This window comes from Pseudomonas palleroniana (assembly GCF_003031675.1).
Lineage (GTDB): Bacteria > Pseudomonadota > Gammaproteobacteria > Pseudomonadales > Pseudomonadaceae > Aquipseudomonas > Aquipseudomonas palleroniana.
This window is the reverse complement of sequence record NZ_PYWX01000046.1, coordinates 43,160-68,054: the sequence shown is the minus strand read 5'-3', so window position 1 is coordinate 68,054 and position 24,895 is coordinate 43,160. Positions and strand designations below refer to the sequence as shown.

At 61.0% G+C, this 24,895-nt stretch carries 20 protein-coding genes; 7 read left to right on the top strand and 13 right to left on the bottom strand.

Going from position 1 to position 24,895, the window contains the following annotated elements; genetic code table 11:
* Position 1: 1 nt before the first annotated feature.
* Genes C9383_RS15410 through C9383_RS15380 form a run of 7 tightly spaced genes read right to left on the bottom strand, consistent with a single transcriptional unit; the run spans position 2 to position 9,133 of the window.
* Entirely contained in the window at positions 2-1,330 is a 1,329-nt protein-coding gene (locus C9383_RS15410; RefSeq protein ID WP_090372186.1) for a cellulase family glycosylhydrolase, read from the bottom strand.
* Positions 1,320-2,510: a glycosyltransferase gene (locus C9383_RS15405; protein WP_090372184.1), complete on the bottom strand. Its 1,191-nt coding sequence runs from the start codon at positions 2,508-2,510 to the stop codon at positions 1,320-1,322. The genes C9383_RS15410 and C9383_RS15405 overlap by 11 nt, the downstream gene beginning before the upstream one ends.
* Positions 2,510-4,501, bottom strand: coding sequence for a GumC family protein (locus tag C9383_RS15400; protein WP_090372182.1), 1,992 nt, complete (start codon positions 4,499-4,501; stop codon positions 2,510-2,512). The genes C9383_RS15405 and C9383_RS15400 overlap by 1 nt, the downstream gene beginning before the upstream one ends.
* A 14-nt stretch (positions 4,502-4,515) precedes the next feature.
* Positions 4,516-5,292 carry a polysaccharide biosynthesis/export family protein gene (locus tag C9383_RS15395; RefSeq protein ID WP_090372180.1) on the bottom strand — a complete coding sequence of 259 codons (777 nt, stop codon included), beginning with the start codon at positions 5,290-5,292 and terminating at the stop codon, positions 4,516-4,518.
* Positions 5,293-5,320: 28 nt separating this feature from the next.
* Positions 5,321-6,232 carry a glycosyltransferase family 2 protein gene (locus tag C9383_RS15390; protein WP_090372177.1) on the bottom strand — a complete coding sequence of 304 codons (912 nt, stop codon included), beginning with the start codon at positions 6,230-6,232 and terminating at the stop codon, positions 5,321-5,323.
* A 1-nt stretch (position 6,233) separates the two neighbouring features.
* Positions 6,234-7,694 (bottom strand): mannose-1-phosphate guanylyltransferase/mannose-6-phosphate isomerase, encoded by a 1,461-nt coding sequence (locus C9383_RS15385; protein ID WP_060752369.1) that lies wholly within the window; start codon positions 7,692-7,694, stop codon positions 6,234-6,236.
* Complete coding sequence (locus tag C9383_RS15380; protein WP_090372175.1) at positions 7,694-9,133, bottom strand: undecaprenyl-phosphate glucose phosphotransferase; 1,440 nt, start codon at positions 9,131-9,133, stop codon at positions 7,694-7,696. Before C9383_RS15380 ends, C9383_RS15385 begins: the two co-directional genes overlap by 1 nt.
* Positions 9,134-9,635: 502 nt before the next feature.
* Between C9383_RS15380 and C9383_RS15375 the strand changes: the two genes are divergently transcribed.
* Entirely contained in the window at positions 9,636-10,265 is a 630-nt protein-coding gene (locus C9383_RS15375) for a LysE family translocator (RefSeq protein WP_090372173.1), read from the top strand.
* Between the two features lie 9 nt (positions 10,266-10,274).
* Here C9383_RS15375 and inhA read toward each other — a convergent pair whose 3' ends face one another.
* Entirely contained in the window at positions 10,275-10,955 is a 681-nt protein-coding gene (gene inhA, locus C9383_RS15370; RefSeq protein ID WP_090372170.1) for an isonitrile hydratase, read from the bottom strand.
* Between the two features lie 90 nt (positions 10,956-11,045).
* Here inhA and C9383_RS15365 point away from each other — a divergent pair, with 90 nt between their 5' ends.
* Positions 11,046-12,014, top strand: coding sequence for a GlxA family transcriptional regulator (locus C9383_RS15365; protein ID WP_090372168.1), 969 nt, complete (start codon positions 11,046-11,048; stop codon positions 12,012-12,014).
* Here the strand turns inward: C9383_RS15365 and C9383_RS15360 are convergent.
* The 4 genes from C9383_RS15360 to C9383_RS15345 all read right to left on the bottom strand — a co-directional run bounded on the left by C9383_RS15360 (position 11,984) and on the right by C9383_RS15345 (position 16,800).
* Entirely contained in the window at positions 11,984-12,910 is a 927-nt protein-coding gene (locus C9383_RS15360; protein ID WP_090372166.1) for an alpha/beta fold hydrolase, read from the bottom strand. The genes C9383_RS15365 and C9383_RS15360 overlap by 31 nt on opposite strands.
* A gap of 49 nt (positions 12,911-12,959) precedes the next feature.
* Positions 12,960-14,786, bottom strand: coding sequence for a glycoside hydrolase family 15 protein (locus C9383_RS15355; RefSeq protein ID WP_090372164.1), 1,827 nt, complete (start codon positions 14,784-14,786; stop codon positions 12,960-12,962).
* Positions 14,779-15,579, bottom strand: coding sequence for a glucose 1-dehydrogenase (locus C9383_RS15350; RefSeq protein WP_090372162.1), 801 nt, complete (start codon positions 15,577-15,579; stop codon positions 14,779-14,781). The genes C9383_RS15355 and C9383_RS15350 overlap by 8 nt, the downstream gene beginning before the upstream one ends.
* 90 nt (positions 15,580-15,669) lie before the next feature.
* Positions 15,670-16,800 carry an FAD-dependent oxidoreductase gene (locus tag C9383_RS15345; RefSeq protein ID WP_090372160.1) on the bottom strand — a complete coding sequence of 377 codons (1,131 nt, stop codon included), beginning with the start codon at positions 16,798-16,800 and terminating at the stop codon, positions 15,670-15,672.
* 180 nt (positions 16,801-16,980) lie between these two features.
* On the opposite strand from C9383_RS15345, the gene C9383_RS15340 reads away from it, so the two are divergent.
* From C9383_RS15340 to C9383_RS15315, 5 genes are all read left to right on the top strand, one after another.
* Positions 16,981-17,481: a sigma-70 family RNA polymerase sigma factor gene (locus C9383_RS15340; RefSeq protein WP_090372158.1), complete on the top strand. Its 501-nt coding sequence runs from the start codon at positions 16,981-16,983 to the stop codon at positions 17,479-17,481.
* 26 nt (positions 17,482-17,507) lie between these two features.
* Complete coding sequence (locus tag C9383_RS15335) at positions 17,508-18,458, top strand: FecR family protein (protein WP_090372155.1); 951 nt, start codon at positions 17,508-17,510, stop codon at positions 18,456-18,458.
* A 97-nt stretch (positions 18,459-18,555) separates the two neighbouring features.
* The gene (locus C9383_RS15330) at positions 18,556-20,961 is read left to right on the top strand and encodes a TonB-dependent siderophore receptor (protein ID WP_090372153.1); all 2,406 of its coding nucleotides are present in this window, start codon (positions 18,556-18,558) and stop codon (positions 20,959-20,961) included.
* Positions 20,962-21,564: 603 nt separating this feature from the next.
* Positions 21,565-22,023 (top strand): hypothetical protein, encoded by a 459-nt coding sequence (locus tag C9383_RS15325; RefSeq protein WP_090372467.1) that lies wholly within the window; start codon positions 21,565-21,567, stop codon positions 22,021-22,023.
* Positions 22,024-22,635: 612 nt separating this feature from the next.
* Positions 22,636-23,532 carry a hypothetical protein gene (locus tag C9383_RS15315; RefSeq protein WP_162843540.1) on the top strand — a complete coding sequence of 299 codons (897 nt, stop codon included), beginning with the start codon at positions 22,636-22,638 and terminating at the stop codon, positions 23,530-23,532.
* Positions 23,533-23,583: 51 nt separating this feature from the next.
* On the opposite strand, the gene C9383_RS15310 is transcribed toward C9383_RS15315, so the two are convergent.
* Positions 23,584-24,735, bottom strand: coding sequence for an MFS transporter (locus tag C9383_RS15310; RefSeq protein WP_090372146.1), 1,152 nt, complete (start codon positions 24,733-24,735; stop codon positions 23,584-23,586).
* Between the last annotated feature and the right edge of the window lie 160 nt (positions 24,736-24,895).

Sequence of the window (24,895 nt, the reverse complement as noted above, 5' to 3'; positions counted from 1 at the left end):
TTCAATCCCATAACAGAATTTGCAGGTTCGACTTGACCGGCACGGTCAACCCATTGGTGCCGCTCACCGGGGTTTGTGTGCCGCGCAGCGGGTCGTACAGGGTCGCGCTGGTCAGGTTCGGCAGGTGTGCGTTACCGCCCTGTGCCGACCAGAAGTACCACAGCTTATGGCCATCGGCGCGGGTCCAGCCGATGCTGAACAGGCCGTCGGGTAACTGGTCGGCGATGGGCGGATCGCCGGGCGTCAGTTGCGGCCCGCTCACATCGAGGAAGTTCTTCAGCGCTGTGTAGGACGGCTTGGGGTTGGCGTTGATGTCGAGCAAACCATAGGACTGGTCGCGCACGCTGGCCCGCTGGTCAAGGTCACTGAGGGTGAACAGGAAGATCTTGTCAAAGTCCATCGCGCTCATCAGCGCCACCCGGCGTACCACGTAGTCAGCCTGCTGCTGCCGGGTGATGAGGTCTTGCGCCTCTTTGGGCCCCGGGTAATTCGACCAGCCCCACTCGGTGCTCCACAGGGTTTTCACGCCCTCTGCGCGCAGGGACTGGTTGAGTGCCTGGGTCTTGGCGACAAAGTCCAAGTTGGCCGGATCATTGCCCTCGGGCAGCTGGTTGTAGGGGTGATAGGACACCACCGTATTCAGGCGATTTACGCCCAGGGCGCTGAGGGCGCTGAGCATGGTCTTGCCGTTGGGCATTTCGCTGAGGAAGGCCATGCCGGCCGCAACCACGGGTTTGTCCGGGTTGACCGTGCGCAAGGCGTTGGTGGTCGCCGCCAACAGGGTGAAATAGCCTGCGGGGTCGGCTACCGGGCGCCAGAAGCCGAGCAAGTTGGGCTCGTTCCAGACTTGCCAGGCGTCGACGCTGGGGTAGCGCTGGGACAACAGCGCCATGCGGTTGGCGAATACATCCGGGTTTTTCGGTGGGTACTGGTCCTGGTACGGCGCACCGGGCGGCGCCGTGGTGGCAAAGGGCGCCGAGCCCACCAGGTAGAACACCGATTTGAGCTGGTTGGTCTGCAGGTTGCCGACCAGTTGGTCCAGCGTCGCAACCTGATACTGGCCTTCGGCAGGCTCCAACTGGTCCCAGTGCAGGTCCAGGCGCACCCACTGCAAGCCCAGGGCTTTGAGTTTGTCGATCTGCTGTTGATACAGCGTGGGGCTGAACCACAGGAACTGCGCGTTCACTCCCAGGAAATCCTTCCACACCAGCACTTTGTTGCCTTTGAGCACATGGCTCTCGGCATCGGCCTGGCGGCCCCACAGAAAAACGCTCAGGCCGAGCGCGACGATCACGAGCAGTGAGGCGAACCAAGTCCGTTTATGCGCCATAGGGTGCTCCTGCGATGGCTTGCTCAAAAAGGTCTTTGAACTTCTGCGCGGTCAACGGCCACAGGCGTTCGCGGCCGATTTGCGCGGCGCGTTCAGCCCAGTCCTGCGCCAGTGTCGGCGTATTCGCCAGACGCAACAGTTGCTCGCTCAATGCGGCCACATCGCCCTGGGGAAAGATCAAGCCATTGCCGCTGGCGACCTCCTCGGCAAACGCGCGCGCATCCGAAGTGATCGCCCCACGCCCACACGCGGCGGCCCAGGACAGCGCGCCACTGGTGCCGCGCTGGCGGCCCAGCAGGCCGAGTTTTTTCGATTCGCGATACGGCAGCACCATCACATGGTGCGCCTGGATCGTCTGGGCAATCTCGCTGGCCGGCAGGTTCAGCCGCCAGTCGATGGAGCCCGCCAGGCCGAGGTCGGCGATCTGGCTATTCAACTGCTCCAGGTAATTGCCGCCTGCGCCGAACGCCATTTCGGCGGCAGTGCCACCGGCCAGGGTCAGGCGCACACGGTCACGCAATAGGGGGGCTTGCTTGAAGACGGCGGCCAGGGCCTGCAACAAGTCTTCAATGCCTTTGCCACGGTAGATGAAACCGAAGTACAGCAGGCGCAGCGTGTCCAGCGACGGCAAGGCTGCCGGCGCAATCGCCAGGTTGGCGTGGTTGATCACGGCCACTTTGCCCGCAGGTAAGCGCATGCGCTCGCTCAGGCAATCGGCGCCCAGGCGGGTGAGGGTGACCAGCCGGGTCAGGTCCTGGGCGACGCGGCGTTCTTCGCTCAAGGTCAGCGGGTCTGCCAGCACCACCGCTGCCTGGGGCAGTGGGCTGGGCAAACGTTCCAACAGGTTCAGCGGGAAGGGCAAACGCTCCCGGCGCCAGACCATGCGCTCCGGGTCATGCACGGTTGCGGTCAGCGGCAGCTTGGGGAGCGCCTTGCGCAACTCGCGCAAGGCCAGGAATTCTCCCAACCGCCCGCCGCCCAGCTCGGCGTGGACCAGGTCCACGCCTTGCCAGTCGAACGCGGCGATGGCTTGGCTGATGGCAACGCTGTTGCCTGCCACGCCGCTCAACGGTGTCACCACCGTCACCCCCAATTGCTCCAAAGCCGTCTTGAAATGGTTCGCGTAGTCGGCGATCCCGTTCTTTTCCGGCGGCAAGGGCGCAAGCAGGGCGATGCGCATCAGAACGCCCCCCGGTACTTGGCGATGTTTTGCAGCACCTTGGCCGGCACTTCGAACTTGCGTCGGTTGATGATGATGCCGTCGACTTTGCCAAACGCCGTGTTGAGGATCGACAGGGCATGCTCCACCACCGGCACCGTGCTCTTTTGCGCTTCCACCACCAGTGCGATCAGGTCGGCGCGGCGCAGCGTGACGAACGCATCGCGGTTATCCAGCAGGGCCGAAGCATCCAGCAGGACCACTTCCCCCTGTGCCGCCGGTGCCGCACCGCCGACACGCACGTTGATGCCGTTCTCTTGCAGCAATTGGCGCAATTGTTCCACCACAAAGGTCACGCCTTCACCGTGGCGCGCCGAGGTCAGCCCCAGCGTCATACCCTGTTCGGCGATGCGCTCCAGTTGCAGCAAACCGTACAGCCGGTAAATGCTCGCATTGAACGCGTTGGTGCCTTGGGCGGTGCTGGTGTCCAGCTCCGGCAGGGTGGTCCACAGCGGCAAGCCGAATTTGCGCTCCACCAGGCCGCCATCGTGAATGCGCTGGTCCAGCAGGTAGCACAGGTAGACCACCAACAGGCCGACGACGATGGCAAACGGGATCGCCAACATCAGCATCACCAGGGTTTTCGGGAAGACGCGGCCCGGGTTCAGGGTGGCTTCTTCGATCACCGCGATGTTGCTGATCTGGCTGTTATCCAGTTCACGGTCGATGCGCGACTTTTCCAGGTTGTCCACATACAGCGCGTAGTTGCGCTCGGTGGCGCTCAACTCGCGAGAAAGGCGCGCCAGCTCCGGCTCAATCTCCAGGGCCTGCTTGCGCTGGGCTTCGAGGTTGACCAGTTGTTTCTGCTGCTGAACCAACTGAGTACGCAACGCCAGGTTGTTGCTCGACTCATCCAGCAGCACGCGCTGCAAGTGGATTTCCAGGGTGTTCGGCGCACGGTTTTCCGAGCTCTGCACCGTGTTGCTTTCACTGGCGACCTGGGCCTGCATGGCAAGGATCGAGGCGTCCAGCGCTTTGACCGGCGGTGCATTGTCGGTGTAGGTGCGCATCATATCGGCCTTTTCCAGCAGCTTCTGGTTGAGCAGGCGACGCAAATCCTGCTGCTGCGGGTTCAGGGCGATCTGGCGGACCGTGGTCACTTCCTTGGGCTGGGTCTTGAGCTGGTTGCGAGTGCTCTCCAGGGCGCTGTCGGAAGAGGCGATCAGGCGGGTGGTGTTGAAGGTCTCGCCGCGCAGCACGTTGATGCGCTCGGACAAGTCCTCCAGGCGGTCGGTAATGCTCGCCGCGCCGATCTCGTTGAGGTGCGTGAGGATCTGTTGCTTATAGCTCTTGATCTCGTTGGCGCTGGTGTTGACCTGGCCCTCGTAGAACGCGTACAGGCTCTTGCGGCCCAGGGCCTGGGTGCGTTCGTTGATGTAGGTCTCGATCCAGTTCTTGACCACCATCTGGGCAATTTCCGGGTCGCCCCATTTGAAGCTGATATCCATCACCGTGGACCCCGCGGCGTGGCTCACCTCGAAGTTTTTCTCCAGGCTGGCGGCCAGGCGTTCCACCGGGGTGGTTTTTTCGACGATACCGACGGTTTCCAGCACTACACGCACGCCGTCGAACACGGCACCGATGCCGCTCTTGACGTAGTACTTGGTGCGCTTCCAGAAACCTTCCGGCGGCGGTGCATTTTCAATCACTTCCAGGTAGTGCTCGGCCACCGCGCGCACGATCGGGCGGCCGGTCAGCAGGCGCTCCTCGTCGACAATCGGGTCGCGCTGGGTGCTGGGCATCACCAGCGCCTGGCGGTTGCTGATCTCGATCGGCAAGGTCGAGTCACGCCCAGGCTTGACCAGCAGGCGTGCGGTGGACTCGTACTTGGCGGGCAGCAGGAAGGCCCCCAGTAACATGATGACCAGCGCCGCGATGGCCGCCAGCTTGAACTCATGTCTGAAGATGAAGAACAGGCGCAGAAGATCCCGAAAAGAACGGATCTCGATCATGGGATGTCGCTCCTTTAGTTGTTGCTGCCGCTGGTTCGGGTGTAGTTGTAGCCAACCCCGATCGACTTGGTGAACGGAATCAACTGGTTCAAGTAGGTATCCACCCCTTGGATGCGTTCGCCCACGTTGGATTTGGGCACGAACACCACATCGCCGCGTTGCAGGCGCACTTGTTTGCGCCCGTTAGGCCCGGTCTTGAGGTATTGGCTGAAGTCCAGGAAGTAGGCACGGTAGGCGCCCTGGGCATCTTCGCGCAGCAGCGCGACCATGCTTGCGTTGCCGGAGGGGTTCACCCCGCCGGCGCCGACAATCGCCTGTTCCAGCGTGTTGGCCGTGCCGATTTGCACTGCCGTCGGGTTGTTCACCGCGCCGCCGACGATCACCGAGTTACCCGGTGCCTGATTGATGTTCACCGTCACCCGCGGCTCGCGATACACCGGCGCCAGTTTGTTGCTCAGCTCGGTGGCCAGCTCCGAGGGCTGGCGCCCGGCGACCTGGATCGGCCCCAGGAAGGGGTAGTTGATCTTGCCGTCGGCCTGCACCGTGTACAGCGTCAGCTCATAGATGGTGCTGACGTTGAACGCTGACAGCGTCGGCATTTCTCCGGCATCGCGCACGATGCGCAACTGGTCGCCGACGCGGATACGTTCCACGGCCGGCGGCAGTTGGGCCAGTTGGTCGAGGGCGCGTTTGCCTTCCTCGACCGTCTTGTCGTCCGGTGGGACGATGCGTGCGGGCGTATTGCAGGCGGCCAAGGCCATCATGGCCAGGACGAGCAAGGTTCGTTTCATCAAGGGGGACTTCCTGTGGGTCATGTGCTCACCTCCAATAACCGGGGAACATGCTGATGCGCCGCTTTAGGGCGATGGGTAGCCGGCGTTCCTGATGGCCCAGCCGATAGCCGAGCAACTTGAACGCGCTGCGCACCAGTACTTCGGGTACGCGATGCAATGCACCGGCAGCACGCAATGCTGCGAGCTCCGCCAGTACATAGCGTTTACCTTCTCCGCCGGCATCGCCGAATGCCTCGCGTATCCACGGCTCGCGACCGTAGAACACGCCAATGTCGAAGTAGCGGTGGAACTCATCCATGAGGCGGTAATCGTGGGAGTGATACACCTGCGCGGACGCGGCGTAGCGCACCTTGTAGCCTTCAAGCAGCATGCGTGCGGCCACATAGGCGTCTTCGCTGCCGATCACGTCGGCGGGAAAACCACCGACGGCCTGCAATGCGCTGCGTCGGTACACAGAAAACGAATCGGAGCTGAAGCAGGTCTTGATCCCCAGCTCCGGAGCATCGGCCAGGCTCTTGCTGCGGCTCTGGTCCGGGTAGTTGAAGTGCCGCGATTGTGCGCCCAGTACCCCGGCGTCCGGGTGCGGCAGTTGGCGGCCATAGGCAACGCCGTTGAGCGGGTCTTCCTGCAATTCGCGCAACAGGTTGGCGAAGGTCTCGGGGGCTGCCGGGATTGCGTCCTGGGTCATCACGATCAACGCATCGCCGTCCACTTGCTCGCTGGCCCAGCGCCGGGTGCCGCCATGGTTGAAGTCCCGCGCGTCGATGACCTCGACCCGCGCGCCGAATTCGCGAAACCGCGCCACGGTGTCGTCGCTGGAGGCGCTGTCGACCACCAGCATGTCGTCCGGTTGCAGCGTCTGCATTTTCAGCGCCGGCAGCAGTCGTGCCAGGTGGCTGGAGGCGTTGCGGGTCGGGATGATCAACGAGGTCCGCATGTCACTTTTTCACCTCGGCCGGGGCACGCCCATAGATGTCGTCGAAGCGCACGATGTCGTCTTCGCCCAGGTACTCGCCGCTCTGCACTTCGATCATCACCAGGTCGATGATGCCGGGGTTGGTCAGGCGGTGTTTGTGCCCGGCCGGGATATAGGTGGATTCGTTGGCGTTGATCAGGAATTCGCGGTCGCCATTGGTGATTTGTGCGGCGCCGCTGACCACCACCCAGTGTTCGCTGCGGTGGTGATGCATCTGCAACGACAGCGATGCTTGCGGCTTGACCACGATGCGCTTGATCTTGAACCGGCTGCTTTCCTCCAGCACGGTGTAGGTGCCCCAGGGCCGGGTGACCGTGCGGTGCAGGCTGAACGCCGGGTGGTTCTGGCGCTTGAGTTCGGCCACGATGTAGCGCACGTCCTGGCTGCGGTGGGCATCGGCGATCAGCAGGGCATCGGGGGTGTCGACGATGATCAGGTCTTTCACGCCCACGGCGCCGAGCACGCGCTTGGGCGAGTCGATGTAGCAGTTGTGCACATCATGCAGGATCGCTTCGCCGTTCACCTGGTTGCCATGGGCATCACTCGGGGTGAGCTGGCGCAGGGCTTCCCAGGAACCGATGTCGCTCCACCCGATGTCGCAGGGCACCACGGCCACTTGGCTGGACTTTTCCATCAAGGCCACGTCGATGGAAATATCCGGTGCGCTGCCGAACGCTTCAGCGTCCAGTTCACGCTGGCGCGAGGTTTTGTTCTGCAGGTGCTGGCTGTGCTCCAGCGCCGCTTTTGCGGCCGCCAGTACGTCGGGGGCGTGGGTCGCCAGCTCATCCACCAGGGTGCTGGCCTTGAAGCAGAACATGCCGGCGTTCCACAGGTGCTTGCCGCCGTCGAGATAGCCTTGGGCGGTGGCCAGGTCCGGTTTTTCGACAAAGCGTTTGACCCGGTTGCCGGTGCTCAAGGCTTCGCCTTTTTCGATGTAGCCGAAGCCGGTTTCCGGGTGGTCGGGCTGAATGCCGAAGGTCACCAGGTAGCCGGCTTCGGCCAGGTCGCGGGCCTGGGTCACGGCTTGGGCGAACGCGACTTCATTCAAGATCAAATGGTCGGCGGGCATCACCAGCAATTGCGCGTCGCCGCCGAAGTGTTCCTGCACATGCAACGCGGCGACGGCGATGGCCGCCGCCGTGTTGCGGCCGAACGGTTCCAGCAGCAGGTCCAGGGGCAGGTGGGCCTTGTTGACCCCACGGTAGTCATCCAGGGTGCGGAACAGCAGGTCGCGGTTGGTCACCGTGAGCACGCTTTCCACGCCGGGCAGTTTGGCGGCGCGCTGAAAAGTCTTTTGCAACAGGCTCTGGCCATCACGCATGCGCATGAAGGGCTTGGGCATGTTCTGCCTAGACACCGGCCACAGCCGTGTGCCTGAACCACCCGAGATAATGCAGGGAATTAATCCGTTGAGGGTATTCATCAATACACTTCCTTGGTGGAGAGGACGGCCGGGATCGTCATGCAAACGATGTACAAGTCAAACCACACCGACCACTTGGAGATGTACTCCAGGTCGTATTCGACACGCTTCTGGATTTTGACCAGGGTATCGGTCTCACCCCGGTAGCCATTGATCTGCGCCCAGCCGGTGATGCCCGGCTTGACCCGATGCCTTGAGCTGTATTCGCTCACCGCCACTTCAAACGGAATGCCCGCCGCTTTAGTCGCCGTGGCATGTGGGCGCGGGCCGACCATGGACATATTGCCCAGCAGCACATTGAACAGTTGCGGCAGCTCGTCGATGCTGGTTTTGCGGATGATGCGGCCGACGCGGGTGATGCGTGGGTCTTCGCGGGTGGTCTGCTGTTCGGCGGTAAAGTCGCTCTGTTCGGTAAACATCGAACGGAACTTGAACACGCGAATCTCGTTGTCGTTGTAGCCATAGCGGTTCTGACGGAACAGCACCGGGCCTTTGGAGTCGAGCTTGATCGCAATGGCCGTCACCAGCATCACCGGCGAAAACACCACCAGTGCCAGGCTGGCCAGCAGCAAGTCTTCACAGCGCTTGATAAACGGTGACCACCCGCGCAGCGGCAATTGCGAGGTGTTGAACATCAGGATACCGCCGACGTCGGTGATGCGGCTGTGGCCGTAGCGCAGGGCGGCCATGTCAGGCACCAGCATCACATTCACCGACATCTGCCGCAGGCGATTGACCAGCCCGTGGATACGTTGCTCGGCGGCCCAGGGCAGGCAGATCATCACTTGGTTGACCTGTTCGGCGCGGATCAGTTTTTCCAGGTCGCGGGTGTTGCCCAGCAACGGCAGTCTGCTGAGTTCCTTGGGAATGCGCTCGGTGCGATCGTCGATAAAGCCGATCAGGCCGGAGCGGATATCGCCGTTGCGTTGCAGGTGGTCGGCCACATGTACGGCGGTGTCGGTGAAGCCCAGGATCACCGTGCGTTGCAGGTATTTGCCCTTGCGCATCAGGTTGCGATACAGGCGCAGCACCCCCAAACGCTCCACACAGAACAAACCGAGGCTGGCGATGTACCAGACCACCAGGTTGCGTGGGGTCAGTTGCGGGAAGAACTGCAGGATCTGATACATGAACAGCAAGATGCAGAACGCCGCAGACCACGCCACGATGTTGCTGCGCAGGCGCAGGCGATTACTGAAAAGCTCCTCGGAATAAATACCCAGGGCTTGAAACAGAATGATGGTCAGCACCGCAAAAAACAGCAGCAGGCCGAGGAAGTGGGAACGCAATTCATGGGCCATCGGGTCGAGGAACAATACCAGGACCAGAGGCGGCAAGATCGCAGTCAGGCCATGAATCAATTTGACGAATACAACAAAAAACTCAACAAAACCGGCACGGGTCAAAAACAGGCTGTCGACCGATGACTTCTCGCGCATAAAAACATCCCTCATCGCACTCCAAGCTCAATGTTCGAGAGTTGGTCCGATAGGCAGCGGGCTGCTATCAGGGGCAAGTCGAACGACGGCTACTCTGTGTCAAACGCAACCATTCCATTCACGTGGAGCCAGCCAAATGAAGGAGATCGGTGGGGGCAGTCGTTGAAGGATGTTTTATTTTCGAGCATTAGTCAATAACTTGACCATTTTGCGTTTTTCAAAATCTAGGCATTCTAAATAATTTTTATCTGTCATTTTATTGGCACTCCTTGTCCGATTCCGTCTGATGTCGGGTGTGATTTGGAGTGTAGAAACAAATGTGGGAGTTTTCCTGTACAAATCGGAAACCTTTTTCTAACTAGAGGTAGGAAAAGGGGGCAGGCGGAGCGTGTTGCGTGTTCTGCCGACATGATGGGCCGGGAAGAATGTATCCAGCACAATTTTTTGTAGGCGCAAGGTCAGCCACTTAGTCTGTAAGCTTTCCTGACTGGACGGCGTGAGCATGATCGATTTGGCAACCCTGGCAGTTTTTTCAGGCGCGGTCTTACTGTTGCTGTTGTCTCCGGGGCCGAACATGGCTTTTGTGATCAGTCACGGCGTGAGTTATGGCTGGCGCGGTGGCGTGGCTTCGAGCCTGGGGATCTGCGTCGCGGATTTACTCCTGACGGTTTTGACCGCCACCGGCTTGACCGCACTGGTCGCCAGTTGGCCGCCTGCGTTTGATTTGATTCGCTATGCCGGGGTGATCTATCTGTTGTGGCTGGCGTACAAGACGTTGCAAAAAAAGGCCAGCCTGGACTTGGCCCAGGTTCGTCATGTGCGCTTGGGCCAGGTGTTCCTGCAGGCCATGCTCAACAGTTTGCTCAATCCGAAGGCGCTGCTGTTTTTCATGGTGTTCCTGCCCCAGTTCGTCAGGCCCGAGGCCGGCTCCATTGCGATACAACTGTTGGTGCTGGGGTGTGTTCTGACCGTGATTGCCGGCGTGTTTCATGGATTGCTGGGGGTGTTTGGCGGTGCGCTCAGCCGCTTGTTTGCTGGAGCCGGCCAGAGCGCCAGGCTCCAGCAATGGGGCCTGGCGACGGTGCTGATGCTATTGGCTGCGCGCTTGGCGTTAATGTCACGTCCGGCCTGAGCACCGCTGTCAGCGCAACCGTGCGGCTGCCCGGGCGACAATTTCACCCCGCACCCGACGCGGCTCGGCCGTGCGTTTTCGAGCTTCCTCCAGCACTGCCTCGGGCGCGGTGTTCGGGTTGCCGGCGTCGAACGGCGGCGCTGGCGCGTATTCAATCTGCAGCTGGACCAACTGGGCGACGTCCTCGTCGTACAACTCCGCAGCCAGGGTCAAGGCAAAGTCGATCCCGGCAGTGATGCCGCCTCCGGTGAACAAGTTGCCGTCACGCACTACACGTGCCTGCACCGGGATTGCCCCCAGCGGCGCAAGCAGGTGGTGATAGGCCCAATGGGTGGTGGCCTTGCGACCGCGCAGCAGACCCGCCGCACCGAGCACCAGGGAGCCGGTGCACACCGACGTCACATAGCGCGCCGTATGGGCCTGCTCCTTGAGAAAATCCAGGGTCTGTGGGTCTTCCATCAATGCGCCAACGCCGGTGCCACCGGGCACGCAAACCACATCCAGGCGCGGACAATCGGCATAGCTCATGGTCGGTGTGAAGACCATGCCGGTGCTGGAGGTGACCGGCGCCAGGTCTTTCCACACAAGGTGCAGTTGCACATCCGGCAGTGCGCCCAACACGTCGTAGGGGCCGGTCAGGTCTAGTTGCTGGACGCCGGGGAACAACAGAAAGCCGATCTGCAAAGTCATGGATAAAGCTCCAGAAGAGGGGTGGACAGCTTCACTCTAGAGGCCTAGGCTTTGGCGCATACGCCATTGAGCCCACAGATCACGCCAATCATGCCCAAAATCATCCACGTCCTCGCTTTCGAAAATGCACAGGTGCTCGATGTCACCGGGCCGTTGCAGGTGTTCGCCTCGACCAACGATCTTGCCCGGCAGCGCGGGCTACCGTTGCCCTACGCGGTGTCGGTGATCGCTGCCCAGGCCGCGCCGGTCACGACCTCCGCCGGCCTGGCGCTGGTGGCCGAACCGCTGCCACCGGCCGATAAGCCCGTCGATACCCTGGTGATCGCCGGTGGCTGGGGCGTTTACGGGGCTGCCGAGGATCCGGTGCTGGTCGACTGGGTACGCGAAAAAGCCCGACACACCCGACGCATGGCCTCGGTGTGTACCGGGGCTTTCCTGCTGGCCGCCAGTGGCGTGCTCGACGGCCGCCGCGTGGCCACCCACTGGACCCGCTGCGAAGAACTGGCGCGCAAGTTTCCTGCGCTGACGGTGGAGTCCAATCCGATTTTCATCCAGCAGGGCTCGGTATGGACCTCTGCCGGTGTGACCGCCGGTATCGACCTGTGCCTGGCGCTGGTGGAGGAGGACCTGGGGCGCGCCGTTGCCATGGAGGTCGCGCGGCATCTGGTGGTTTTCCTCAAGCGTCCGGGTGGGCAATCGCAGTTCAGCGTGGCGCTGTCCCTGCAAAAAGGCGATAGCCGTTTTGCCGAGTTGCACGCCTGGATCGCGGACAACCTGAACCTGGACCTCAACCTCTCAACCCTGGCCGCCAAGGCGTGCATGAGTGAACGCAGTTTTGTCCGCCACTACCGTGCTGAAACCGGCCAGACCCCGGCGCGAGCGGTCGAACTGATCCGTGTGGAAGCCGCTCGCCGGCAGTTGGCCGACAGCACGCTGCCGATCAAACGCATCGCCGTGCAATGCGGGTTCGGTAGTGAAGAAACCCTGCGTCGCAGCTTTTTACGGGCGCTGGCGGTGACGCCCCAGGCTTACCGTGAACGCTTTTCACCGGTGTCGTAAGCGAGCAATTCCAGCAACGCCGCCAGGGTCGCCTGCGGCGCTTCCTGTGGGATGTTGTGGCCCACGCCGGGCAAGACTTCACGCCGGTAAAAACCGCTGAAGTGCGCCACATCGTCATCCTCCACCGCAGGAGGCCCCACACCATCATCGGCACCGCACAGCGAAATACTCGGCACCGAAATCGGTGGTTGCAGCGCCAGCGCCTGCTCGATGGTTTCCAGCGCCGGATCGCCGGGTGCGTACATGAAACGGTGGCGGTAGGAATGAATCACCACCTCGACAAAGTCCGGGTTATCAAACGATGGCGCGGTCTGGCCGTAGAGGCCCGGACCCTCGGCCCAGGTCGGTGACCACAGCCGCCACAGCAGTTCGCACAGCTCACGGCGATTGGCCGTCAGCCCCTCCACGCCACGCGGGGTGTGAAAATAGTACTGGTACCACAACCGATGCTCCGTCTGCGGTGCACGCGGCGTAAGCGAGCGGGCGATGTCCTGGATGTTGTAGCCATCCCCCGTCACCAGCCCGCGCACGCGTTCGGGCCACAGCGCCGCGACAATACACGCCGCCCGCCCGCCCCAGTCGTAACCGGCCAGTGTCGCTTGCGGGATAGACAACGCGTCCATGAAGTCCAGCAGATCCTTGGCCAGCGCCGCCTGCTGCCCGGAGCGCATCACCTGATCGTGGATAAACCGCGTCGGACCATAACCGCGCAGGTAGGGCACCAGCACCCGATAGCCGCGCTCGGCGAGTACCGGTGCAATCTCATCGTAGCCGCGAGGGTCATAGGGGAAGCCATGCAGCAGGATCACGGGCTCGCCATCAAGCGGGCCCTGGGCTTCATAGGCCACATCGAGCATGGACGTACGGACATAGAACAGCGCAGCGGTCGAGGTCATGGGGGGCTCCGATGAGTGGGCCGAAGGTTTTCAGACTCTAGACGAAACATCAGGGCTGCCAGACAGTTTTCACCCCGCTGAGCTTACGATCCAGAAACGTCGCCGCACTGATCAGCGCCAAATGGCTCAATGCCTGCGGCGTGTTACCCAAATGCCGGGCCTGGCCGTCGAACTCTTCGGCATACAAGCCCAACGGGTTGGCGTAGCGCAGCAATTGTTCGAACTCCAGATGGGCCTTTTCCACTTGCCCTGCGCGAGCCAAACATTCGACATACCAGAACGAGCACGCCACAAACGCGCCTTCGGTCCCTTGCAGGCCGTCGATCTGGCTGTCGTCGTTGCGATAGCGGTACACCATGCCGTCGCGGACCAGGCTTTTCTGGATCGCTTCCAGGGTCGACAACCAACGCGGGTCGGTGGCGGCGACAAAGCGCACCAGCGGCATCAACAGCATCGAACCGTCCAGCGCCGTGCTGCCGATGTGCTGCACAAAATGCCCGCGTTCTTCGTTCCAGAAGTTACTCCAGATATCGGCGTAGATCGCCTGGCGGGTCTGGTCCCAGCGTGCGAAGGGGGCGGGCAGCGAGCGTTTGGAGGCCAGGCGGATCGCGCGGTCCAGGGCAACCCAGCACATCAGCCGTGAATGCAGAAAGTGATGTTGCTCACCGCGCATCTCCCAGATGCCGACATCCTTCTGGTTCCAGATCTCACAGACCTGATCGACGACTTCCACCGTGTGTTTCCAACCTTCGTGGGAAATGGCTTCACCGTATTTGTTGACCAGGTATACCGCATCCATCAACTCGCCGTAGATATCCAGCTGGATCTGATCGAACGCTTCGTTGCCGACCCGTACCGGCCTGGCGCCGCCATGGCCACTGAGGTGGTCCAGTTCGACCTCGGGCAACTCCTGGCGCCCGTCAATGCCATAGAGGATATTGATTTTGGTCGGTTGGCTGCAGCAATCACTGACCCGGCCCTTGAGCCAGCGCATGTAGGCGTTGGCTTCCTCGACGAAGCCCAGGCGCATAAAGGCGTAGACGGTGAACGAGGCATCTCGGATCCAGGTGTAGCGATAATCCCAGTTACGTTCGCCGCCCGGGGTTTCCGGCAGGCCGAAGGTGGCGGCGGCGATGATTGCGCCGTGTTTACGCGAGGTCAGCAGTTTCAACGCCAGGGCCGAGCGATTGACCATTTCGCGCCAGCGCCCGCGGTAGTTGGATTGGGCAATCCAACCGCGCCAGAACTTCAAGGTGCGTTCCAGGTACAGGTCGGTACAGCCGTTGGTCACGCGTGGATCGTCAGCGCCGCCCAGCACGAACTCGGCGCCTTGTTCCTGACTGAGGCTGAAGCGGGCGACCGCCGAATCCTCTTCGAGAGTCAACGGGTGGCTGCCGACCAGGCGCAGGTCGGGCTGGCCGTCGGCAGCGAACAGCACGCCGCCCGCTTCGGCGCGGGCGCGTGTCGGCGCCCGGGCATAGTCATGGCGCACGGCGCAGCGCAGGTGAATCGTCGCCGTGCCGCTGACCACCCGCACCCGGCGAATCAGCAGCGGCAAGTCGTCGACCTCTTCACTGACGGTCAACAGATCGGTGATTTCCACCACGGCTTCGTCGCTCAGCCAACGGGTTTGCAGCACATTGGTGTCGGGCAGGTAGATCTGTTCGCGGCGGGCGTTGGGCAAGTCGGGGGTGAGCTGGAAAACACCCGCTTCAGGCGTACCCAGCAGCGCGCAGAAGATCGACGGGCTGTCGAACTCCGGCCAGCAGAAAAAATCGATGCTGCCTTGGTCGTTGACCAAGGCCGCGCTGCGCATATCGCCAATGATGCCGTGGGCATCGATCGCACTTTGAGGTTCGTTCTGGAAATCAACCATTGCCACGGAACTCCGGATAAAGGCTCATGCCGCCATCGATGAACAGGGTACTGCCGACCACATAGTCCGACGCATCACTGGCCAGCCAGACCACCGCGTTGGCTACATCTTCCACGTCGCCGACCCGACCGTAGGGAATCAGCTTGAGCAATTCTTTCTCGGCCGCGCCTTCGGTGGCCGCACGATTGATCGCCGTACGAATCGCCCCCGGCGCGATTCCATTGATGCGGATGCGTTGCTCACTGACTTCCTGGGCGAGGGTGCGCATCAGCATTTCCACGCCGCCCTTGGACGCCGCGTAATTCACATGGCCGGCCCACGGAATGACCTGATGCACCGAGCTCATGTGGATGATTTTACCGGCGGCTCGCGACACGCCCTCACGTACACCCTGGCGATTGAAAATACGCACGGCCGCACGCGCGCAGAGGAACTGGCCGGTGAGGTTGACGCCGATCACGGTGTTCCAGTCGTCGAGGCTCATGTCCACCAGGTTGGCGTCTTTTTGCAGGCCGGAGTTCGCCACCAGAATGTCGAGGTGGCCGAAGGCGTCGAGGGTCTGGGCGAACAGGCGTTCAACGTCGGCCTCCTTGGACACGTCGCCAGCGATGGCCATCGCTCGGCCGCCGCTGGCGTTGATCTGCGCCGCCAGGGCCTCAGCGGGCGCGGCCTGGGAGTTGTAGTTGAGCACCACCGCCGCGCCGGCCTCGGCCAGCGCCTTGGCCGCACCGGCGCCGATGCCGGAACTGGCGCCGGTGACCAGCGCCACTTGTTGCTGCAAGGAAATCTGCATTGCGCACCCACGTTCGAAGAGAGTCCTTTTTGAGGACAGGCTCTGCGGCGTACAAGTTCAGCTTCCAGGAGAAGAAAGCGCTCGCAGCGTCTACGAAGCCCGGGGTGATTCAAACAGGCTGACCAGGCTATGCGGTGTTTCGTGACCAAAGATCAACTCGTGCAGTTCATTGCTTTCAGCCGCCACTCGTGCGCTGCGCTGGAACATGGCCTGTTCGTATTCGTGCAGGGCTGTTTCGACGTCATCAGGGTGTGAAGCAATAGCTTTGCCGAGTTCGGCCCCGTCGTATAAGGCCAGGTTGGCGCCTTCGCCATTCGGGGCCGCAAGGTGTGCGGCATCGCCGATCAGTGTGACTCCAGGCACTCGATTCCAACGGTGTTCAACCGGCAGACTAAAAAGCGGGCGCCATACCCATTCGGTATCGCTTTCTGTGATCAGTGCAGTGAGGGCAGGGCACCAGCCTGCAAACTCCTGTGCGATCCGCGCGGCCGCGCCTGCTCGGTCGGTGAAGTCGATGGCGGCAAACCAGCTTTGCGGTTTGGTGAGCATTATGTAGGTGTGAAGCGTGGCGTCAGGCTCACGGTGTGCCTGGATCCCTTTTCCTGGTTGAAGTGCGAACAGCGCACCGGCACCGACCGCGTTGGCTGTGGCGGGATGCCGGGCGTCGCAGTCATAGAGGTAGGTTTCAATGAGCGAGCGGCCCATGTACTCGGGGATAGCGTTGCTGAGCAGCGGCCTGACCTTTGACCAGGCACCGTCCGCACCTATCAGCAGGTTGGTGACAATGTGAGAGCCGTCGGCGAATGTCACCTCATGCTGGCCTTCGCCGAGGGGGCGCACGCTATTGACCTTGTGGCCCCAACGCACGGTATCGACCGGAAGTGAGCGCAGAAGCATCTTGCGCAGCTCGCCGCGCATGACCTCTGGGCGACCGCCGCTGCCGTCGTCGGGTTGGTCGAACAGAATTGTGCCTGTGTAATCAAGTACGCGAGTCGCCTCGTGCCCCTCCAGAATCAAGGCGCGGAAATCGTCAGCCAAACCCGCAGCCTGCAAGGCCAGTTGGCCGTTGTAGTCGTGGATGTCGAGCATCCCGCCTTGCGCGCGAGCGTTTGCCGATGGCTCAGCTTCATAGACGGTGGCGGTAATGCCGTGGATGTGCAGGACACGGGCCAAAGTGAGACCGCCCAGGCCTGCGCCGATGATGCTGACGGGGATGTGCATAGTGGACCTATTGAATGTGCGGTTTCTTTCGAAAAATTAGACCCAAGAGATTACAGAAAAGGACGAACATGCCATTTTTGTCGTTTTTTCTGAAAGCCTACCACTGGCCGAAGCAAGCCATTTGCCCTGTTTAATGGGAAACATTACTATTTACACCCCCGTCTTCCCAGTGCTCACGCGATGATTCCCCAGCCGCCCCGCAGAACAGGCTTTTTCGAGCACTACGAAGAATTGGTCGGCACTTGGACACGTCGCCTGAGAAACCGTCAGCATGCCGAAGACCTGGCCCACGACACCTTTGTGCGCGTGCTCGAGTCAAGTTCCGCCGAGGTTGAGCAGCCGCGTGCCTATCTGCATCAAACGGCGCGCAATATCGCGGTGGACGCCTATCGCCGGGAAGACCGCCGGGAGGCTATGGTCCTGGATGCCTTTGACCAGCCTTCGCCTCATCAGGGCGATCCGGAGCATTACATGCATGCCATCCAGCTGGCGGAGTCCGTCGAGCGGGCCTTGGCCGAGCTGCCGCTCAACTGTCGCAAGATTTTCATCTGGCAGAAAATCGAAGGCCTGACCCAGCAGGAAATTGCCGATCGCCTGGGTTTGTCTAAAAACATGGTGGAAAAGTATATGATCCGCACCCTGCGGCATCTGCGTGATCGCCTGGATGCGTTGGCCCCATGACTCGTTTTGAAACAGGACCTTCAACGATGGATAGCCGTGCTCGCGACGAGGCCGCGCAATGGTTTGTACGCTTGCAGGACACCGAGCTGAGCCACGAAGAGCGTCAACGTTTCGATGCATGGCGAGCACAGCGGCCCGAGCACCAATACGAATTAGATGTGTTGCAAGGGGTGTGGAGCGCTGCGGACCTGTTACCCAAGGCGCGCTTGCAGGCGCTGTGCGACGCCCCGGTGACGCGGCCCAAAGGGCGCGCTGCCTGGCGTTATGCGGTGGCCGCGAGTGTGGTGGCGGTCGCCTTGGGGCTGGGCCTGTTCAGCGGGCTCGATCATCCAAAGCCTTACAGCGCCGAGTTCAGCACGCGTGTAGGAGAGCATCGCCAGGTCGCCTTGCCCGATGGTTCGATAATGGACCTGAACAGCCGCAGCGTGGTTGCGGTGCATTATGAAAAGGGCCGCCGCGCAGTGGAGTTGAAGCAGGGCGAAGCGATGTTCAGCGTGGAGCATGACACCAGCCGTCCGTTTGTGGTGGCCGCCGGGGCAGGGCAGGTGACAGTCACCGGTACGCGTTTCGATGTGCGCCGAGATGATGACCAAACCCGCGTGGTGGTCGAGGCCGGTACGGTCAACGTCACAGGGCGTGCGTCGGATCAGCTCGTGACGCTGACGGCGGGCCGCGCCACTCATGTCGATGCCCAAGGGCAAGTCGCCACTGCCTACGCTGTGAATGCCGATGAACTGACGGCCTGGCGCAGCGGGAAGCTGGTGTTCAACAACACCACACTGGGCGATGTGGCGCGCGAGGTATCGCGATACCGCGAGCGGCCATTGCGGGTCAGCTCGACTGCGGTGGGTAACCTGCGCTTGACCAGCGTGTTCAAGTCCAGCGATACCGATGCCTTGCTCAAAGCCTTGCCGCACATATTGCCGGTAGCGGTGCGCGCTTTGCCGGACGGCAGCCAGGAAATTATTTCACGCTGACATTCAGGTTTTTTTCGAGTTCTTCGTCTTCTCCTGCAACTGCAACTGGTTTGCATTAACGGATGCGCACTCTTGCGATCACAGGACTAGGTTCGACGTGAAAAAACTTGCCGTGAACAACAATAAAATTTCCTGCTGGGCGCCTCTCGCCCTGGCGCTGGCAGTCAGCGCCGCGTTGCCGGCAGCCTACGCTGGCGATGGTATCCACATCCGCGCCCAATCGCTGGGCGCGGCGCTGAGTCAACTGGGCCAGCAGACTTCCCTGCAAGTGTTCTTCAGCCCTGACATGGTCGCGGGCAAACAAGCACCCGCCGTTGACGGCAACCTTTCACCGGAACAGGCCCTGCGCCAATTGCTGCAAGGCAGCGGCCTGGATTACCAGATCGACGCCGGTTCCGTGACCTTGCGCCCAGTGAGCAGCGGCACGGGGGAAGCCGGCTCACCGGTTGAACTGGGTATTACTGATATCAAGGTGGTCGGCGACTGGCTGGGTGATGCCAATGCCGAAGTGGTGCAGAACCATCCAGGCGCGCGCACGGTCGTGCGTCGCGAAGCCATGGTGGAGCAGGGCGCCATGAACGTCGGTGACGTGCTGCGCCGCATTCCCGGCGTGCAGGTGCAGGAAGCCAACGGCACGGGCGGTAGCGATATTTCCCTCAACGTTGGCGTGCGCGGACTCACGTCACGCCTGTCGCCACGCTCCACCGTACTGATCGATGGCGTACCGGCGGCTTTCGCCCCATACGGTCAGCCACAGTTGTCGATGGCCCCGATTTCCTCGGGTAACCTTGATAGCATCGACGTGGTGCGCGGCGCCGGCTCCGTGCGTTATGGGCCGCAGAACGTCGGCGGTGTGATCAACTTCGTGACTCGCGCCATTCCCGAGAAGTTCTCCGGTGACGTCGGCACCACCCTGGAAACCTCGGCGCATGGTGGCTGGAAACACATCGAGAATGCCTTCGTCGGCGGCACCGCAGACAACGGCATCGGCGCGGCATTGTTGTACTCCGGCGTCAAAGGCAACGGCTATCGCAGCAGTAACAACTCCAACGATATCGACGACGTGATCTTCAAGACCCACTGGGCGCCGACCGACCAAGACGACTTCTCGCTGAACTTCCATTATTACGACGCCAGCGCCGATATGCCCGGCGGCCTGACCCAAAAGCAGTTCGACGCCAACCCCTATCAATCGGTACGTGACTGGGACAATTTCAGCGGGCGCCGCAAGGATGTTTCCTTCAAATACATCCGTCAGATCGATGACCGTACCCAGGCGGAAGTGTTGACCTACTATTCCGACAGTTTCCGTGGCAGCAACATTGCCAACCGCGACCTGAAGACACTCGGCTCTTATCCGCGCACTTACTACACGTTCGGCATCGAACCCCGGGTGTCGCATGTTTTCGACGTAGGCCCGAGCACCCAGGAAGTCAGCCTGGGTTATCGCTACCTCAAGGAAGGCATGCACGAGCAGGCGACCAGTCTCAACCTGGTCAACAATGTGCCCACGCCAGGCGGTCAAAGTGATGGTCATGTCTATCAGGACCGCACGGGCGGCACCGAGGCCAATGCGTTTTATATCGATAACAAAATCGATATCGGCAAGTGGACCATCACTCCGGGCATCCGCTTCGAAGACATCCGCACCGAATGGCACGACCGTCCGGTTGTCGCCCTCAACGGCAAGCGTACCGAGGAAAAACGCCGCGAGGTGCATAACAACGAACCGTTGCCGGCCCTGAGCGTGATGTACCACCTTTCCGATGCCTGGAAACTGTTCGCCAACTACGAAACCTCTTTTGGCAGCCTGCAGTACTTTCAACTGGGCCAGGGTGGCACCGGCAACCAGACCGCCAACGGCCTGAACCCGGAAAAAGCCAAGACCTACGAGGTCGGCACGCGCTACAACGACAGCGCGTGGGGCGGCGAAGTGACGTTGTTCTACATCGACTTCTCGGATGAGTTGCAGTACGTCAGCAATGACGTAGGCTGGACCAACCTCGGCGCCACCAAGCACACCGGCATCGAAGCGTCGGCCCACTACGATCTGTCCAACCTCGACTCGCGCCTGGACGGCCTGACCGCCAATGCCGGCTTCACTTACACCAAGGCCACCTCCGAAGGCGACGTGCCCTTCAAGGGGCGTGATTTGCCGCTGTACTCCCGTGAAGTGGCTACCCTGGGCCTGCGCTACGACATCAATCACTGGACCCATAACCTGGATGTCTACGCGCAATCCGGCCAACGTGCACCCGGTACTGGCACCACTTACATCACCCAGGGCACGGCCGATGGCCAATACGGCGATATCCCGGGTTATGTCTCGGTCAACCTGCGCAGCGGGTATGACTTCGGTGAGCAATTGTCCAACCTCAAGCTTGGCGTCGGCGTGAAAAACGTCTTCGACCAGCAGCACTACACGCGCTCCAGCGACAACAATGCCGGGCTGTACCTGGGTGAACCTCGTACCTTCTTCGTACAGGCCAGCGTCGGGTTCTAGACCTGCATTGAGTGGGAAATCGCCGCCGCCCCGCCCTGGGACGGCGGCGATTTGCGTTTTGCTCCTTATTTACTGAGAGGTTCTTCCTACTGCTGCCTGGAATTCTTCAACGCTGTGAGGAACCGATATCTGCACGCTTGCCACACAAGATTGGCCTGCTTGCGATTGACGATTGCAGTGAGGCAAGACGCCCAATACACAGCACTGGAGAATCCTATGTCGATATCCGCATTCAATCAGACAGTCGCTCGCTCACCCGGCCAGGCTAACCACGAAACTGCCGGTTCCGGCACGCCATCCAGTGCGCGCCGCCCAGGTGGCATGAACTATGCGCAAACGGGCAAGCATCACGGGCCGGTATTCGATACGCCTGTGCAACGACCTTTCCCTGGTCATTGCCACTCTTCATGCCCGCCCCAGCGACCGCAACCAGAGCCAGGTCCACCTCAGCGCCCGCTGCCTGTGGGCGTACAACCAAACCCGGGGCCACCGCCGCGTCCCAATCCGGCTCACTCCTCAGCCCTTGCGCAACAACTGTTGGATAATTATTGCGCGTTCAAAATGCCTCCGTTGCAGCGCGTAACCGCCGACAGTGTGCGAGCAATGGCCAATAAAGGACTGACCGGTGATCCGGTCAAAGACGCGAACATCCGCCTGGCGCAAGACTTGTTGCGCCATCCTGGCCTATTGGAGGCTCTTGATCGAGATGGCGAGACCGGCATTGAGGATGGTCATTTAACTGAAGCCAATATCGCGAGCTTTATCAGCTCCGATAATCCCCTGAAGCTTCACAGTGACAAGCAACTTGTCCAGGAACTGCTCGCTCAATTCAGTAAGTTAGCCACCGGCTATTTTCCCCCTTCGATCAAGCTCCGCGAGCTTGATCGTCTGGCGAAGCAACCACTGACGGGCATACCCGCCCAGGACAAGCTCATCCATTTGGCGAAAGAGCTCATGGTGCGTCCGGAACTCAAGGCTTCGATGGATCACGCTTTCCAGTGGCAGCGTGATCGCAAGATCTCCCGTGAAGAGTTGAAGCAGTGGCTGAAGGTGTCTGACTAGACCTGCGCAGGACACACGTTCAATTACACAGGAACCCTTCACCCAGATTTACCACGAAAAGTACATCCAACGGTGGTTGGTCATCGGTGGATGTCCTCATCTATTGAGTCAGGCCCTGGCACATGAACTCGACATCACTTGAACCTCGCCATTCCCAGCACAGTGTTTCGACACTGCCCGCGTCAGCCCAGGAGGCCACCGCTCAACAGAACTTGAAAGCGCTTGCGGTCAATCTCAGTTCCTCGCCAAAGAGCAGCTTCAGGGCGCCCACCGCCGAAGACTTCGACAGAGGGGCCAGGCCGTTTGCAGATGAGCCGGTATCCCGTCCCGCGGGGTCAATCTTTGCGATGTTCTGGAGCAAATTGTTACGCCATGAGCGCTAGTTGTTTTTGATGCGCAGATGTTATCGAGAGTGAGCCCTGGACGGCTTGGGCGGTTACAAATGCTCAAGTTTTACCAGGGATATTCCTCACCGGGAGCGGCGATTTTCCGGAACCATTATTTTTCGGCAACCACACAACCCAGGCTTATGCAGCGCTGGCTCTCAAGGCGTTTGAGACGGTCAAGCACTCGGGCTCAGGTTACGGAATCTAAATAGGGTGGGTATGAAGCATGACTGACGGGATCAATAATCCAGGCCGCCGGCTGCCTTTTTCATGGAGTGCGCCCGCTACGGGCGCGGGTGCCCCGGCGCTGGGACAATCTTCTGCGCCAGGTCTGTCCTCCAATCATTTTTTCATCGGCGGGATGAGCGGGGCCGATCCGCAGGTTGACGGCCCATCTGCCTTTGGGCGTATGAGCCCTGCTGCAAACCCCTACGCCAGCTCCGACGATCATATGTTGGCAACGGCCCTGAAAAACGAATTTTCCATGTTGGACACGTTCAAGAAGGACGGAAAGCTGAGCCAACGTGCATTGCAGCAGATTGCGGGTGAAGCGCCGAACCAGAGCGCAGTAGCCGAGCGCATCATCCTGTTGGCCCGAGAGATACTCAACCGCCCCAGGCTGAACGAGGCGATTGTCGCCAATGGCGGTTTTATCACCACAGACAGCCTTTCCAAGGCAGCCGATTCAAGGGTCGGTAACACCCACCCGGACAGGCATAGCGCAGACCCCTTTCATTCCAAGACCGACGCAGAGGTCGTCAGGGCATTCAGGGTAATGTTCGATGAGCTGCGCGACACAGCCGAGGACTACAGTTTCTTTTTTGAGAAACACCGATATGTGAAGACCGACAAGCTGCTCGAGATGAGCCAGGACCCTGACGAAACCGATAAAAAGGGTGACGTTGTGCGGGATGCGGCCACCGGGTTTCCCAAAAAAAGATACAGCGAGCAGCAGGTGTACCTGGCCAGGAATCTGGTTGAGCGCTCGGGCTTGCTGGCGTCGCTGGAGAGCAGCAAGGCCAACGGCACGCGTTTTTTTGGTAGCCACAACACTGAGGGATGGCTGAAGAACTACAGCATCGATCGGTGGCTGGAAAATGACAGGAAGGAGAAGGGCAACTGAAGGGCGCTGATCAGCGCCTTCAACGTCCCCCCATTCCTGCCGGTTTTCGCGTTATACCCGCAGTATTTTGCCGCTGACCGCCACCGCCGCCAGCAACCCACCGATCAACAGAAAGGCGGTCGCCAGGCTGCTGCCATGGGCAATGAAGCCGATCACGGCGGGCCCTGCCAAAATCCCCGCGTAACCCAGCGTGGTAATCGCGGGCACGGCAATGTGTTCGGGCATGACGTTTTGCTTGCCGACGGCGGTATAGAGCACCGGTACGATATTCGAGCAGCCGGCGCCCACCAGTGCATAACCCAACAGGGCCATTTCCCACGCCGGGGACAGTGTTGCGAGGAACACGCCGGCGGCAGCCAGCGAGCCACCGATCACGATCACCCGGGTGGGGCCCAAACGACGCACGATCGCGTCACCGGTCAGGCGCCCGGCCGTCATCGTCAGGGCAAATGCCGCATAGCCAAGGCCCGCGTAGGCTTCGTCCAGGCCACGCTCGGCACTGAGAAACACGGCGCTCCAGTCGAGTACGGCGCCTTCGGCGAGAAAAACGATAAAGCACAAACCGCCAATGAACAGCACCACCCCATGGGGAACGGCAAACGCCGGCCCCGAGCTTTCACTGCCATAAGGCAGCAAATGCGGCCCGGCCTTGAGCAAGGCCAGCCCCATGATGACGATCACCACCAGGGTTGCTTGCAGCGGCGACAAGCCCAACCCCAGCAGGCCGGAAACCCCCGCTGCGCCAACGATACCGCCCAGGCTGAACAAGCCATGGAAGCCCGACATCATGGTTTTGCCGCTGGCGCGCTCTACGATGACCGCTTGAAGGTTGACGGTTGAGTCCACGGTGCCCAAGCCTGCGCCAAACAGAAACAGCCCGGCCATCAGCAACGGAATCGAACTGACCGTGGCCAGCATCGGCAGGGCCAGGCAGATCATGAGCGTGCCGGCGCTGAGCACGCGACGGCAGCCAAAGCGTGACGCCAGTACGCCCGCCACTGGCATGGCGAGAATCGAACCCACCCCCAGGCACAACAACAGCAGGCCAAGCGTGCCTTCATTGAGTTGCGCACGTTCCTTGGCGTACGGCACCAGTGGCGCCCAGGCGGCGATGCCGAAGCCGGCAATGAAAAAAGCGATACGGGTCGACATTTGCTCCAGCCGCCCGGGAACCACGGGCGCTGGGGTGGGGATGGCAGTCATGAAGAAATCCTTGGTTTTACGTTCAATGAACGATGTCCGGCGACACATCCTTGCACATCAAGCCCTGTCGAGCGAGCCGGGCTCGTTCGCATTAGCCCATGGGATATTTTTACAACGATGGAACGCCTTGGACGATGGCGACCACATACAGGCTATCCAG